This is a genomic window from Pseudomonas turukhanskensis (genome assembly GCF_027922365.1).
Taxonomy (GTDB): domain Bacteria; phylum Pseudomonadota; class Gammaproteobacteria; order Pseudomonadales; family Pseudomonadaceae; genus Aquipseudomonas; species Aquipseudomonas turukhanskensis.
Genome location: NZ_BSFN01000003.1, coordinates 15,371 through 28,589 on the forward strand (window position 1 = coordinate 15,371; position 13,219 = coordinate 28,589).

13 protein-coding genes are annotated in these 13,219 nt (G+C 61.4%); 8 read left to right on the plus strand and 5 right to left on the minus strand.

The genetic code is table 11. The features are described 5' to 3' along the window. Positions 1-21: 21 nt before the first annotated feature. Genes PKE98_RS06410 through PKE98_RS06420 form a run of 3 tightly spaced genes read right to left on the minus strand, consistent with a single transcriptional unit; the run spans position 22 to position 2,366 of the window. The gene (locus PKE98_RS06410) at positions 22-576 is read right to left on the minus strand and encodes a peptidylprolyl isomerase (RefSeq protein WP_271194447.1); all 555 of its coding nucleotides are present in this window, start codon (positions 574-576) and stop codon (positions 22-24) included. 41 nt (positions 577-617) lie between these two features. Beyond that, on the minus strand, positions 618-1,415 hold the full coding sequence (locus PKE98_RS06415) for an alpha/beta fold hydrolase (RefSeq protein WP_271194448.1): 798 nt from the start codon (positions 1,413-1,415) through the stop codon (positions 618-620). Between the two features lie 24 nt (positions 1,416-1,439). Then, on the minus strand, positions 1,440-2,366 hold the full coding sequence (locus PKE98_RS06420; protein ID WP_271194449.1) for a PA3225 family LysR-type transcriptional regulator: 927 nt from the start codon (positions 2,364-2,366) through the stop codon (positions 1,440-1,442). A gap of 48 nt (positions 2,367-2,414) precedes the next feature. On the opposite strand from PKE98_RS06420, the gene PKE98_RS06425 reads away from it, so the two are divergent. The 5 genes from PKE98_RS06425 to PKE98_RS06445 all read left to right on the plus strand — a co-directional run bounded on the left by PKE98_RS06425 (position 2,415) and on the right by PKE98_RS06445 (position 7,383). Continuing rightward, positions 2,415-2,735 (plus strand): 3-phosphoglycerate kinase, encoded by a 321-nt coding sequence (locus PKE98_RS06425; RefSeq protein ID WP_271194450.1) that lies wholly within the window; start codon positions 2,415-2,417, stop codon positions 2,733-2,735. A 133-nt stretch (positions 2,736-2,868) separates the two neighbouring features. After that, positions 2,869-3,468 carry an FMN-dependent NADH-azoreductase gene (locus PKE98_RS06430; protein ID WP_271194451.1) on the plus strand — a complete coding sequence of 200 codons (600 nt, stop codon included), beginning with the start codon at positions 2,869-2,871 and terminating at the stop codon, positions 3,466-3,468. 453 nt (positions 3,469-3,921) lie between these two features. After that, complete coding sequence (locus PKE98_RS06435) at positions 3,922-4,590, plus strand: GntR family transcriptional regulator (RefSeq protein WP_271194452.1); 669 nt, start codon at positions 3,922-3,924, stop codon at positions 4,588-4,590. Between the two features lie 55 nt (positions 4,591-4,645). Next, positions 4,646-5,740, plus strand: coding sequence for a polyamine ABC transporter substrate-binding protein (locus PKE98_RS06440; protein ID WP_271194453.1), 1,095 nt, complete (start codon positions 4,646-4,648; stop codon positions 5,738-5,740). Between the two features lie 32 nt (positions 5,741-5,772). Then, positions 5,773-7,383, plus strand: a complete 1,611-nt coding sequence (locus PKE98_RS06445) for a gamma-glutamyltransferase family protein (protein WP_271194454.1) — start codon at positions 5,773-5,775, stop codon at positions 7,381-7,383. 184 nt (positions 7,384-7,567) lie between these two features. On the opposite strand, the gene glpD is transcribed toward PKE98_RS06445, so the two are convergent. Both glpD and PKE98_RS06455 read right to left on the minus strand, forming a co-directional pair. Further along, entirely contained in the window at positions 7,568-9,094 is a 1,527-nt protein-coding gene (glpD, locus tag PKE98_RS06450) for a glycerol-3-phosphate dehydrogenase (protein WP_271194455.1), read from the minus strand. 174 nt (positions 9,095-9,268) lie between these two features. Further along, entirely contained in the window at positions 9,269-10,027 is a 759-nt protein-coding gene (locus PKE98_RS06455) for a DeoR/GlpR family DNA-binding transcription regulator (protein ID WP_271194456.1), read from the minus strand. Positions 10,028-10,158: 131 nt separating this feature from the next. Here PKE98_RS06455 and ybaK point away from each other — a divergent pair, with 131 nt between their 5' ends. The 3 genes from ybaK to PKE98_RS06470 all read left to right on the plus strand — a co-directional run bounded on the left by ybaK (position 10,159) and on the right by PKE98_RS06470 (position 13,154). After that, positions 10,159-10,629, plus strand: a complete 471-nt coding sequence (gene ybaK, locus PKE98_RS06460) for a Cys-tRNA(Pro) deacylase (protein ID WP_271194457.1) — start codon at positions 10,159-10,161, stop codon at positions 10,627-10,629. Positions 10,630-10,683: 54 nt separating this feature from the next. Beyond that, on the plus strand, positions 10,684-12,171 hold the full coding sequence (gene glpK / locus PKE98_RS06465) for a glycerol kinase GlpK (protein ID WP_271194458.1): 1,488 nt from the start codon (positions 10,684-10,686) through the stop codon (positions 12,169-12,171). A gap of 200 nt (positions 12,172-12,371) precedes the next feature. Further along, positions 12,372-13,154: a PhzF family phenazine biosynthesis protein gene (locus PKE98_RS06470; RefSeq protein WP_271194459.1), complete on the plus strand. Its 783-nt coding sequence runs from the start codon at positions 12,372-12,374 to the stop codon at positions 13,152-13,154. Positions 13,155-13,219 lie beyond the last annotated feature (65 nt).

Here is a 13,219-nt window from a genome sequence, read left to right on the forward strand (position 1 = left end):
GACCGTTTTTTCAAGCACCGATCAAAGGCGCTTGGCGGACAGAATCAAAATCGGCGTATTGGGCACATCGCTCATGCCGGCGTAACGGCCGGTCGGCACCTGGGAAATTTTGTCGACGATGTCCATGCCCTTGACCACCTTGCCGAATACGGCGTAGCCGAAGTCGCGGCCACCGTGGTCGAGGAAGGCGTTGTCTTTCTGGTTGATAAAGAACTGGCTGGTGGCTGAATCGACCACGCCGGTACGGGCCATGGCCAGGGTGCCACGCACGTTGTGCAGGCCGTTGTCGGCTTCGTTCTTGATGGGCGAGGCGGTGTTCTTCTGGCGCATGTCGGTATCAAAACCGCCGCCCTGAACCATAAAGCCCGGAATTACGCGGTGGAAAATGGTTTTGCTGTAGAAGCCTTTATCCACGTAGGCGAGGAAGTTGGCGGTGCTGATCGGCGCCTTGGCATCTTCCAGTTCGATCTCGATCTCGCCGAGGCTGGTGGTGAGCAACACATGGGTGTTCTCGGCAGCGAACAGGTGACCGGCGAACAGCACGGAGCAGGCGAAGAGGGTGGCTTTTTTAAACATGGAGGCAGACCTTGTTTGGGCTATTGGTGTTGGTGTCGGGTTTAGTGCGGCTGTTTTTCGACGTTGCCAAGAAAGGCTAGCAGCGCGTTATTGAACAACTCGGGTTGGTCCATCGGGGTGGCGTGTCGGGAGTCTTCGACCACCAGCAAGCGGGCGTTGGGTAATTCGTTTACGTAGGCCTGTTTGGCCGCCACCGGCGTGTAATCGTGGTCGGCCGTTACTACCAGCGTAGGACAGGTAATGCGCGCCAGTCGTTCCCGCACGCCCCAGCCGATAATGGCGTTCAGGCTGGCGAGGTAGGCACGTTTGTCGTTCATGGGCCAGCGCCGTTCCACCTTCCGGCGCAACTCCACCTGTTCAGGTTTGGGGAACAGCAAGCGGCCCAGTTTCTTGCCGATCACGTCCAGGCTGACCAGGCGCGAGATGACCCAGCGCTGCGCCACCATGAGCGCATCCTTGGGGCGTTTTACCTTCACCTCCGGACCGCTGTTGACGATGGTCAGACTTTTCAGCAAATGGGGGTAATCGACAGCCACCTGAAAGCCAATCATGCCCCCCATGGAAATACCCACCAGGTGCACGGGTGGCAAATTCAGGTGTTCGATCAGCGCCGCCACGTCTTCGGCAAAACCGGCAATGCTGTATTTCTCCCGCGGCTTGTCAGAGCGGCCGTGACCGCGCACATCCAGGCTGATAACCCGATAGTGCTTGCTCAGCTCAGGCACCTGGTATTCCCAATCCAGCGTGCTGGAGCCCAGGCCGTGCACCAGAATCAGCGGCGTTCCGGTCCCATACTCTTCGTAGTGCAATTGGCAGTCGTCGTGATCGAAATACGGCATGGGGGCCTCCTGGCGGGTGTCGTATCAGCTGTGCATGGCGGGTGCGGCGAACGGAGCATCCAGTGGCGCGGCGTCAAAGTTGCGCAGCAGCTCGATAAGGATCTGTGTGGCCGGGCCCAGGGGTTTGTCCTTGTTCGTATAAAGGAAGAAGGTCGGGTGACGGCTGCCGCCACGGTCCAACGGCAATTCCTTGAGCACGCCTTCGCGCAGTTCGCGCTCGATCAGGTGGCGTGGCAGCCAGGCGAAGCCCAGGCCGCTGGCCACAAACGTGGCGGCGGTGGCCAGGCTGCCGACGGTCCAGCGCTGTTCGGCGCCGAGCCAGCCGACGTCGAGCGGTTGCTGGCGGCCGGAGTCGCGAATGACCACTTGCATATGGGATTCGAGGTCCTGAAAGGTGATTTCCCGGTTCAGGCGATGCAGGGCGTGCTCGGGGTGGGCGACGGCGACGAATTCCACCGGGTTCATTTCCGAGCCGAGAAAGCCGGGAATATTGAAGCCGCTGATGGCCAGATCCGCGATGCCGTCCTTGAGCACTTCTTCTACCCCCGATAGCACCTCTTCACGCAAGCGCACGCGGCAGCCACGACTTTGCGGCATAAAAGCGGTGAGGGCGCGCACCAGGCGGGCGGTTGGGTAGGCGGCGTCCACCACCAGGCGCACTTCGGCTTCCCAGCCTTGCTCCATGTGGTGGGCGAGGTCTTCCAGCTGGCTGGCGTTTTTCACCAGCTGCCGCGAGCGGCGTAGCAGTACGTCGCCGGCTTCGGTGAGCACAGCTTTGCGCCCGTCGATACGCAGCAGCGGCACGCCAAGCTGCTCTTGCATGCGGGCCACGGTGTAACTCACCGACGATTGCGAGCGGTGCAAGGCTTCGGCCGCCTGGGCGAAGCCGCCATGGTCGACCACCGCTTGCAGGGTTCGCCATTGATCCAGGGTTACCCGGGGCGCTTTCATCCTCGCTTCCTCTTGGCCTAAGCTGTGCTCCCTGTCGGAGACCAGCTGATGAATACGAATAAAATGTTGTGTTTGGCTTTTGCGGCCCTGCCCCTGAGCGCCCAGGCCTTTCCCATTGAACTGGAAAAGACCCTCAATGGCGCCGAGGTGTCGGCATCGACCCAGGAAGTCGACTTCAATATGGGCGCCGTGCAACTGGTTAACTACGGCCAGAAAGCAGCCGAGTGCACTGCGGTGTTTCGCAATGGGCCCGAGTCGCCCCGTACCCGCAAGGTCACCTTGCAGCCTGGTAAAGACGCGCTGCTTACCGGCCGTTTTACCGCCCAGGTGATCAAGATGCGCATCAAGGTGACCTGCAAACCTGTCTGAAGCAGAAGCCTAGGGTTTGCTGGGAGATAAATCAAATTAATAGATGGTTTGTAGCGGTTTTTTCCGCTTTTTAATCGATATCTGTGGCCTTAGTCTTACTCCATCGAACGACAACGCAGATGGAGTCAGCCCCATGTCCCAGGTTTTGGTTATTGAAAGCAGCGCCCGCAAACAGGGTTCGGTTTCCCGCGAACTGACCGCGCAATTTATCGCCCAGTGGCGCGCCGCGCACCCTGGCGACACCATCACTGTCCGCGACCTGGCCGTTGACCAGGTGCCTCACCTGGACATGGACTTGCTCGGCGGCTGGATGACTCCGGCCGATCAGCAAAGCGACGCCGAAAAAGCCGCCTTGGCACGCTCCAACACCCTGACTAACGAACTGCTGGCCGCCGACGTACTGGTGCTGGCCGCGCCGATGTACAACTTCACCATCCCCAGCACCCTGAAGTCGTGGCTCGACCACGTGCTGCGTGCCGGCGTTACCTTCAAATACACCGACACCGGCCCGCAGGGCCTGCTGACCGGCAAGCGCGCCTTTGTGCTGACCTCGCGCGGCGGCATCTACGCCGGCAGCAGTGCCGACCACCAGGAACCCTACCTGCGCCAGGCGCTGGCGTTTGTCGGCATTCATGAGGTGAGCTTTATCCACGCCGAAGGGTTGAACCTGGGCGGTGAGTTTCTGGAAAAAGGCTTGAATCAGGCCAAGTCGCAGTTGGCGCAGGTAGCCTGAGATTTTCCGGGGCGGTTCTTTATGTAGTCGCCCCACCGTTTGACTGATGCTCCTCCCTTCACACCCCCGCTCCTGGGTGTATCGGCCCGGCAGATTCCCCATCTGCCGGGCATTTTTTTGTTCAGCATTTGCGCGGCGCCTTCCTCGGCCCTCACCCCTGGCCCCTCTTCCGCAGGCGGGAGAGGGGAACTCGATCGCGTGCTTTTCGGCCCCCTCTGCCTGCTTGCGGGAGAGGGCTGGGGAGAGGGTTTTAACGTTCTCAAAAGTGGGCACCCCCGTAACGCCCGCGCACGGAAGTGTGACAAATCCTCCCTCACGGGCTGCCTAATTTCCTGAAGATATGAAATAAAGCCTTTTAAAACATGCAGTTAGGATTTATCGGTTTCCCTGGCCCACATCTTGCTAAATTGCATATATGGATAATTGGATCCAAAAAGCCAAGCGAGAACACCCATGCACCTGGTCCCCACCTACGCTGCGCGCCTGCCAATGACTGCCGAGGAGGAGGCCTACAGCTTTCTGCTCGATGCCATCTGCAAAGGCCAGTACCGCACCGGCGACCGTCTGATTGCCGAAGACATCGCCACTGAAATCGGCATGAGCCGTATGCCCGTGCGCGAGGCGTTTCGACGGCTGGCGGCCGAAGGCTTGGTGACGTTACGCCCCAACCGTGGCGCGGTGGTCAGCGGCCTGAACATCGACGAGATGCATGAAGTATTCGAAATGCGCAGCGCTCTGGAGGGCCTGGCCCTGCGGGTGGCGGTGCCGAAGATTACCGAGCGCCAATTAAGCAAGCTCGAACGTCTGCTCGATGAGATGGATGAGTGCCGCGACGAAAGCGCCGAGTGGGTCAGTCGGCACCGGGTGTTCCATGAATACCTGTGCAGTCTTAGCGAGCGGCCCAGGCTTATGCGGCAGATATCCGCGCTGTATTCGGTGATCGAGCCGCATATGCGCCTGTGGCTGCAGCACGCGGAAAAGCCCCTGAGCGCCCGCGAAGAACACAGCGAAATCCTCGACGCCATTCGCACAGGCGATGGAGTAAAAGCCGAGCGCGTACTGCGTGACCATATCGAAGGCACCGTTCCCGAACTGGTGCGTTTTCTCGAAACGGGCGTCTGACCCGTAACCGTTGTTTTGAGCACTGCCAGTCCTTAACCGTTACCGGAGTCTCACCATGTTCAACCGTCACACGTTGCTCGCCGCCGTCACCTTGAGTCTGGCGATACCTGCCGTACACGCAGCCCAAGCGCCAATCCGCTTCTATAACTGGTCCGACTATATGGGCCCAGACACGCTGAAGAATTTCGAGAAAGAAACCGGCGTGCCGGTGCAATACGATGTCTTCGACACCAACGAAATGCTCGAAGCCAAGCTGCTCTCCGGCCACTCGGGCTATGACCTGGTGGTGCCCTCCAGCCAGTTTCTGCCCAAGCAAATCCGCGCCGGTGCCTATCAGCCGTTGCAGCGAGAGTTGCTCACCAACTGGAAGCACTTGGACCCACGCTTGATGGCCCGTCTGGAAGAGGCCGATCCGGGTAACAAATACGCCGTTCCTTATATGTGGGGCACGCTGGGCATTGGCTACAACGTTGAAAAAGTCCGCGCCGTACTGGGCGAAAACGCTCCCGTGGACTCCTGGGCACTGATGTTCGATCCCGCCAACCTGGAAAAGCTCAAAAGCTGCGGCGTGGCCATGCTCGATGCGCCGGTGAAGATCATTCCCCAAGCCATGCACTACATGGGCATGAACCCCAACAGCAGCAATCCAGAGGACTACAAAAAAGCCTCGGCGCTGCTGCAAAAGCTGCGGCCGTCGGTGACCTATTTCAGCTCGTCCAAATACACGACTGATCTGGCCAACGGCGATATCTGCGTGGCCATTGGTTATTCGGGTGATGTGATGCAGGCGCAAACCCGTGCCAAGGAAGCGGGCAAAAACATCGACATCCGTTATGTGATCCCCAAGGAAGGCGCCAACCTGTGGTTTGACATGATCGCCATTCCCAAGGATTCGACCAACGCCAAAAACGCCCACGCGCTGATCAACTATCTGCTGCGCCCGGAAGTGATCGCGCCGGTCAGCGACTATGTCGGTTATGCCAACCCCAACAAGGATGCGACCGCGCTGCTCAAGCCCGAGGTGCGCGACAACCCCGGCATTTATCCAAGCGACGAGGTGATCGGCAAGCTGTTCGTGTCGGCCGATCTGCCACCGGCGATTCAGCGCGTTATTACCCGCGAGTGGACGCGGATCAAGTCCGGTAAATAAGTCTTTGTTTTTCACCTTTGTGAGTGCTGCCCATGTTGACGTTTTCCGCCCATGAATACCCCTATGCCTCGCAGCGCCAAAGCGTGTTTGCCCGGCGCGGCATGGTCGCTGCTTCACAGCCCTTGGCTGCCGAGGCGGGGATTGAAATGCTGCGCAACGGCGGCAACGCCATCGACGCCGCCATCGCCACTGCGGCGGCGCTCACGGTGGTGGAGCCAACTGGCTGTGGCATTGGCGGTGACGCCTTTGCCTTGGTTTGGGTGAAAAACCAGTTGCATGGCCTGGATGCCAGCGGCCATGCGCCGCAAGCACTCAGCATCGAGGCCATGCAGGCGGCGGGGTACGAGAAAATGCCGGTCTATGGCTGGGCGCCGGTTACGGTGCCGGGCTGTCCGGCGGCATGGGCAGAGTTGTCACGGCGCTTTGGGCGGCTGCCGTTCGCAGCGTTGTTGCAGCCGGCCATCGATCTGGCGCGGGACGGTTTTCCCGTATCACCGGTGGTTGCACACCAATGGCAAACGGCATTGGAGGAATACACGCCCGAGCGCCAGCCGGTGCTGGAAAGCTGGTTTTCGACCTTTTTGATTGACGGCCGAGCGCCCAAGGCCGGTGAGCTGTTTCGCAACCCGGCGCAGGCCGACACTTTGGTGGAGTTGGCGGCCACTCAATGCGAAAGCTTTTACCGCGGCAGCATCGCCCAGCGCCTGGCCGCGCATTCCGAGGCCACCGGCGGTTACCTGCGCGCCAGTGACCTTTACGACTACCGCGCCAAGTGGGTCGAGCCGATCAGTGCCAACTACCGCGGCGTCGACGTCTGGGAAATCCCACCGAGCGGCCAGGGCTTGATTGCCCTGATGGCCCTGAAAATTCTCGAAGGCTTCCAGTTCGACCAGCGCGACAGCCAGCACACCTGGCACCGCCAGTTGGAAGCAATGAAACTGGCCTACAGCGACGGCCTGCACTACATCACCGACCCCGAGCATATGCGCGTGGCGGTGGAGCAGTTGCTGAGCCCTGGCTATATCGAACAACGTCGCGCGCAGATCGGCGAGCGTGCCCAGCCACCGCTGCACGGCGACCCTCACGCCAGCGGCACGGTGTACCTGGCCACAGCCGATGCCGAAGGCAATATGGTGTCGTTTATCCAGAGCTGCTACCACGGCTTCGGCTCCGGCGTGGTACTGCCCGACAGCGGCATTTCCCTGCAAAACCGCGGTTCGGAATTCAGCCTCGACCCCGGCCACGCCAATAGCCTGGCGCCCGGCAAGCAGACCTTCCACACCATCATTCCCGGCTTTCTCAGCAAAGACGGCCAGGCCCTGGGGCCGTTCGGCGTCATGGGCGGCTATATGCAGCCGCAAGGGCATGTGCAGATGGTGATGAACCTGGTGGACTTCGGCCTCAACCCCCAGGCGGCGCTGGATGCTCCGCGCTGGCAGTGGCTGGGGGAGATGAAAGTGGGGATAGAACAGGAAGCCTCGCGCGACCTGGCGTTTGCCCTGGCGCGGCGCGGGCATGAGGTCAGCGTGACCTGTGATCGCACCGACTACGGGCGCGGGCAGATTATTCTGCGCGACCCGGATAGCGGGGTGCTTTGCGGCGGCACGGAGCCGCGTGCCGATTCGCATATTGCGGTTTATTGAGGCTTTTCCCTCACCCTAACCCTCTCCCAGAGGGAGAGGGGACTGATCGGTAGTTCGGCCGCGAGTGCCGATGAGCCCCCTCTCCCGCGTGCGGGAGGGGCTGGGGGCGAGGGCTTGGTAAGCCCCATAAAAAAGCCCCGCAGAGCGGGGCCAAGGTCTTGCTAAGCACACACACAGATTCGTTTTACGCCGCATTAACCCCCTGCGGCCGTAGCAGATACGCACTCAACCGCGCCTGCTGCCCCGGCGTCATAAACAGCCCGAGCTTGCTGCGGCGCCACAGAATGTCAGCGGCATCTCGTGCCCATTCTTCGCGGCACAGGTAGTCCACTTCACGGGCGTATAGCCCTGCGCCCAGATCCTCGCCCAGGTCTTCCAGCGATTTGGCACCTTCCAAAATAGTGAAGCTGCGGCTGCCGTAAGTGCTGGCCCAACGCCGTGCAACCTGGGTTGGCAACCAGCCGTACTGGCTGCTTAGCGCTTCCACCAGCGCGCTGCGGCTGGTCATCTGCTCGCCACCAGGCAGCGGCGCCTCGGCGGTCCAGCTGGTTTTCATCTGGCTGAAAAACGGCGCCAAGTGGCCCATGGCCGATTCCGCCAGCTTGCGGTAGGTGGTCAGCTTGCCGCCGAACACCGACAGCAACGGCGCCTCGCCCGGCGCAGCGGACAGCGCCAGGGTGTAGTCGCGGGTAACGGCTGACGGGTCGTCCGATTCGTCGTCGCACAGCGGCCGCACGCCGGAGTAGGTGTGCAGGATGTCGGCCTGGCCGATGCTCTGTTTGAAATGAGCATTCACCACGTCCAGCAGGTACTGGGTTTCTTCGGCACTGATGGCCACCTGGGCCGGGTCGCCCTGGTATTCGCGGTCGGTAGTGCCGATCAGGGTGAAGCGTTCCAGATAAGGAATGGCGAAGACGATGCGGCGGTCTTCGTTTTGCAAAATGTACGCCTGCTCGCCGTCAAACAGGCGCGGTACCACAATGTGGCTGCCCTGAATCAAGCGAATGCCGTAGGGCGATTTTTGCTGCAGGTCGTCTTTGATAAAACGCGCCACCCACGGACCGGCGGCATTCACCAGGGCGTGGGCGCGAATCGAAAAGAGGCTGCCGTCGGCGCGCTCCAGGTGCACATGCCACAAGCCTTTGCTGCGGCGGGCACTGACGCAGCGGGTGCGGGTATGAATATGAGCGCCTTGCTCGCGGGCAGCCATGGCGTTGAGTACCACCAGGCGGGCGTCGTCCACCCAGCAGTCGGCGTATTCGAAACCGCGGGTGATTTCGGCTTTCAGTGGGCTGCCGGCGCCAAAGCGCAGGCCGCGCGAGCCAGCCAGTTGTTTGCGTTTGCCAAGGTGGTCGTACAAAAACAGGCCCAGGCGAATCATCCACGCCGGCCGCAGGTGCGGGCGATGGGGCAACACGAAACGCATGGGTTTGACGATATGTGGGGCTTTGGCCAGCAACACTTCACGCTCGGCCAGCGCTTCGCGCACCAGGCGGAATTCGTAATGTTCGAGGTAGCGCAGACCGCCATGGATCAGTTTGCTGCTGGCCGAGGAGGTGTGTTGCGCCAGGTCGTCTTTTTCGCAAAGGAACACAGAAAGGCCACGGCCCGCTGCATCGGCCGCAATGCCCACGCCGTTGATACCGCCGCCAACCACGGCGACGTCATAGATTTCGGCAAGGGAGCTGCTGGGTTTCTGCGTGCTGGGCATGACCGGCCTCGAAAGTCGAAAGTGAACGTCTGAATGTTCGTTTCCGAAAATGGTAGCCCAAAGTTTCGCCATTGGCCAGCCGGGCGCCCGGTGAAACGCCGAATGGTCGAGGGTTATCGCGGTGTTCGATGGAAGTAGGGCGAATATCCGCAACGCAGATATCCGCCGATTGGATCAGACCAGCCTTAATTGCACTTTATGCTGCGCAAGCAAGCGGGCCAGGGCAGGCGAGGGTGCGCTGTCGGTAAACAGCTGGTTCACCAGGGCAATAGAGCCCAGGCGCACCACGGCATTGCGGCCGAACTTGCTGGAGTCGGCAGCCAGCAGCACTTGCCGGGCGTTGTCGATAATGGCTTGGGAAACCCGTACTTCCTGGTAGTCGAAGTCCAGCAGGCTGCCGTCGTCGTCGATGCCGCTGATGCCCATCAGGGCAAAGTCGACTTTGAACTGCTGAATAAAATCCACCGCCGTCTGGCCGACGATACCGCCGTCGCTGCGCACTGTGCCGCCGGCCACCAGCACCTCGAAGTCGGCCTTGTCGCTGAGTTGCGCGGCCACATGCAGGTTGTTGGTGATTACCTTCAACCCCCGGTGGTTGAGCAGGGCGCGGGCAATGGCTTCGGTGGTGGTGCCAATATTGATAAATACCGAAGCGTGGTCCGGCACCTGCGCGGCAATGGCTTCGGCGATGCGTTGCTTTTCATCGCGCATAAGCCCGGCGCGCATGGTGTAGGCGGTGTTCTGGGTGCTCGAGGCTTCGCTGGCGGCGCCGCCGTGGGTGCGGCGCAGCAGGCCTTGTTCGGCGAGCTGGTTGATGTCGCGGCGAATGGTTTGCGGGGTAACGGCAAAGGCCTGCGCCAGCTCATCGATGCTGACGTAACCGCGTTCGCGCGCGAGGTCGAGAATGTCTTGCTGCCGGGGCGCCAGGGTCATGGGGGCTTCCTTGTTTTGCGCGGCATTATAAGCAGGTTGAGCGACGAGCTGGGGCGGGCGGCTATGCTCGACTTTTGCCAGGTTCGCCTCTAAGGTACGCGAACTTCGCCCGATTATTTTCACATTCGAACATGACGCCAGCCATCGACCTGTTGAAAAAAGCCCGCGCCGAGCACCGCGTGCTCAGTTACACCCACGACCCCAAAGCCGCCTCCTATGGTTTGGAGGCAGCGGAAAAACTCGGCCTGGACCCGGCGAGGGTGTTCAAAACGCTGCTGGCGGCCAGTGAAAAAGGTGAGCTGTTGGTGGCCGTGGTGCCGGTGGTGGGCACGCTGGACCTCAAGGCACTGGCCCATGCGGCCGGCGTTAAAAAAGCCGACATGGCCGACCCGGCCGCCGCGCAGCGTTCCACTGGTTACCTGGTCGGCGGCATCAGCCCGCTGGGGCAGAAAAAGCGCCTGCGCACCTTTATCGATGAAAGCGCCAAGCAATACCCCACCATTCATGTCAGTGCTGGCCGTCGTGGTCTGGAAGTGGAGTTGGCGGCCGAAGTGCTCGCCAGCCATTGCCAAGGGCTGTTTGCCCCCATCGGGCGCGAATAAGAAAGCAGGTTCGCCGCTGGCGATGTCCTAACGAAAAATAACAAGGAAGCGCAGATGTCCCAGTACCTTCTTGCCATCGACCAAGGCACCACCAGCAGCCGCGCCATTGTGTTCAGCGCCCAGGGCTTGCCGGTGGCGCGCGCGCAACAGGAATTCAAACAGTACTTCCCTAAAGACGGCTGGGTGGAGCACGACGGTGAAGACCTGTGGCTCAGTACCCTGAAAGTCTGCCGCGATGCGCTGCGCCAGAGCGGCTTGAATGCCTCGGAAATTGCCGCAATCGGCATTACCAACCAGCGCGAAACCACGCTGGTATGGGACGCCGCCACCGGCACGCCGATTCACCCGGCCATCGTCTGGCAGGACCGGCGCACCGCCGATTACTGCGCTGAGCTGAAAGACGCCGGCCATGAAGCTACGGTCGCGGCCAAGACCGGCCTTTTGATCGATCCGTATTTTTCCGCCACCAAACTGCGCTGGATTCTGCAAAACGTCCCCGGCGCCCAGGCGCGCGCCGAGCGCGGCGAGTTGCGCTTTGGCACCGTCGATAGCTTTCTGCTGTGGCGCCTCACGGGCGGCAAGTCGCATAAAACCGACGCCAGCAATGCCTCGCGCACTATGTTGTTCAACATCCACACCCAGCAGTGGGATAGCGACCTGCTGGCGCTGTTTGAGATTCCAGCCAGCGTGCTGCCCGAGGTGATGGACTGCGCGGCTGATTTTGGCACCACCGAAGCCAACTGGTTTGGCGCCAGCATCCCGGTGCTGGGCATGGCCGGCGACCAGCAGGCGGCGCTGGTGGGTCAGGCGTGCTTCGAGCCGGGCATGGTGAAAAGCACCTACGGCACCGGCTGTTTCATGATTCAAAACACCGGCAAAACGCCAGTGGTGTCGCAAAACCGCCTGTTGACCACCGTGGGTTATCGCCTCAAAGGTGAAGTGACTTACGCCGTGGAAGGCAGCATTTTTGTGGCCGGCGCGGCGGTGCAGTGGCTGCGCGATGGCATCAAACTGATTAGCCACGCCCGCGATACCGAAGCATTGGCCGAACAGACCGGCGATGCCAGTGGCGTGTTTCTGGTGCCAGCCTTTACTGGCCTCGGCGCCCCGTACTGGGACCCCAAGGCCCGTGGCGCGATCTTTGGCCTGACCCGCGATACCGGCATCAAGGAAATCGTCACCGCCGGCTTGCAGTCAGTGTGCTACCAGACCCGCGACCTGCTGGTTGCCATGGGCCAGGACGGCGCCGCCGCGCCCAGCGCCTTGCGCGTGGATGGCGGGATGGTGGAGAACAACTGGGTGATGCAATTTCTCGCCGATATTCTCGGGGTGCCGGTGGAGCGTCCGCAGGTGACGGAAACCACCGCGTTGGGCGTGGCCTATCTGGCGGGTTTGCAGGCCGGTATTTATCCCGACCTTAACGCCATCGCTCAGCACTGGCACCGCCAACACCTGTTCGGCCCGCGCATGGCCACCGCACACCGGGAAAAGCTCTACGCCGGCTGGCTGGATGCAGTGAAGCGCGTGCGCAGCGAGGGCTAGCCGGGCGTCTGGTAGGCGCCAGCTTGCTGGCGAACCGGGCAAGCGGCATTCCCGACCGGGGCTTCCAGCATTCGCCAGCAAGCTGGCTCCTACGGTGTTGGAGTGCTGTGCTGTAGCGCTCGAATAAGCGTCGGCTGTACCAGGCCGGCGTGCTTCAGTCTCGGTATCGTGGGCGCTTTTCCCCGCCAAGGAGCGCGCCCATGTCCCTCGACTTTCACCAGATTGACGCCTTTACCCAGCGACCATTTGCCGGCAACCCGGCGATTGTCTATCGCCTGGACGCCTGGCTGGACGAGGCGCGCATGCAGGCCATCGCTGCCGAGCACAACCTGGCGGAGACCGCGTTTGTGGTGAAAGAGGGCGCGGTGTGGCACATCCGCTGGTTTACCCCCGCCTGTGAAGTGCCGTTGTGCGGCCATGCCACTCTGGCCAGCGCTTTCGCGTTGTTCGAGCTGCACGGCGAAACAGCGCCGCAGTTGGACTTTATCTGCCAGTCCGGCGCGCTGAGCGTCAGCCGTGAAGGCCAGCGTCTGGTCTTGGACTTCCCCAGCCTGCCGGGCCAGCGGATCGAGGCCAGCGCGGCCATCAAGGCGGCGGTGAACGGCCCTGTTGTCGAGGTGCACGATACCGGCAAGGAATTGTTGGTGGTGCTAGAAAACGAGCAGCAGGTGCGTGAGTGCCAGCCAGATCTTGGCGCCGTGGCCACGCTGCCGTGGCTGGGCATGATCGTTACCGCGCCGGGTGAGCAACATGACTTTGTCTCCCGCTACTTCGCCCCGGCCATCGGCATCGATGAAGACCCGGTAACCGGTTCCATCCATTGCAGCCTGATTCCTTACTGGGCGGCGCGTTTGCAGAAGACGCAGCTCAATGCCTTTCAGTGTTCGGCGCGCGGCGGCGAGTGGTTCTGCCGGCTGGATGGCGACCGGGTAAAAATTGCCGGTAATGCGGTGCTAGTGGCCAGTGGCCGTCTGTATCTGTGACCGGTTACCGCTGAGCAACCAAGCGCGACGGCATCGGCTGGTTATACTGCCCTAACGATCCTTAC

Coding starts and splice junctions, on each gene's coding strand:
- PKE98_RS06420 (WP_271194449.1), bottom strand. CDS start 2,366: ATGAAAGCGCCCCGGGTAACCCTGGATCAATGGCGAACCCTGCAAGCG.
- PKE98_RS06410 (WP_271194447.1), bottom strand. CDS start 576: ATGTTTAAAAAAGCCACCCTCTTCGCCTGCTCCGTGCTGTTCGCCGGT.
- PKE98_RS06425 (WP_271194450.1), top strand. CDS start 2,415: ATGAATACGAATAAAATGTTGTGTTTGGCTTTTGCGGCCCTGCCCCTG.
- PKE98_RS06455 (WP_271194456.1), bottom strand. CDS start 10,027: ATGACCCTGGCGCCCCGGCAGCAAGACATTCTCGACCTCGCGCGCGAA.
- PKE98_RS06435 (WP_271194452.1), top strand. CDS start 3,922: ATGCACCTGGTCCCCACCTACGCTGCGCGCCTGCCAATGACTGCCGAG.
- ybaK (WP_271194457.1), top strand. CDS start 10,159: ATGACGCCAGCCATCGACCTGTTGAAAAAAGCCCGCGCCGAGCACCGC.
- PKE98_RS06470 (WP_271194459.1), top strand. CDS start 12,372: ATGTCCCTCGACTTTCACCAGATTGACGCCTTTACCCAGCGACCATTT.
- PKE98_RS06430 (WP_271194451.1), top strand. CDS start 2,869: ATGTCCCAGGTTTTGGTTATTGAAAGCAGCGCCCGCAAACAGGGTTCG.
- PKE98_RS06415 (WP_271194448.1), bottom strand. CDS start 1,415: ATGCCGTATTTCGATCACGACGACTGCCAATTGCACTACGAAGAGTAT.
- glpK (WP_271194458.1), top strand. CDS start 10,684: ATGTCCCAGTACCTTCTTGCCATCGACCAAGGCACCACCAGCAGCCGC.
- glpD (WP_271194455.1), bottom strand. CDS start 9,094: ATGCCCAGCACGCAGAAACCCAGCAGCTCCCTTGCCGAAATCTATGAC.
- PKE98_RS06440 (WP_271194453.1), top strand. CDS start 4,646: ATGTTCAACCGTCACACGTTGCTCGCCGCCGTCACCTTGAGTCTGGCG.
- PKE98_RS06445 (WP_271194454.1), top strand. CDS start 5,773: ATGTTGACGTTTTCCGCCCATGAATACCCCTATGCCTCGCAGCGCCAA.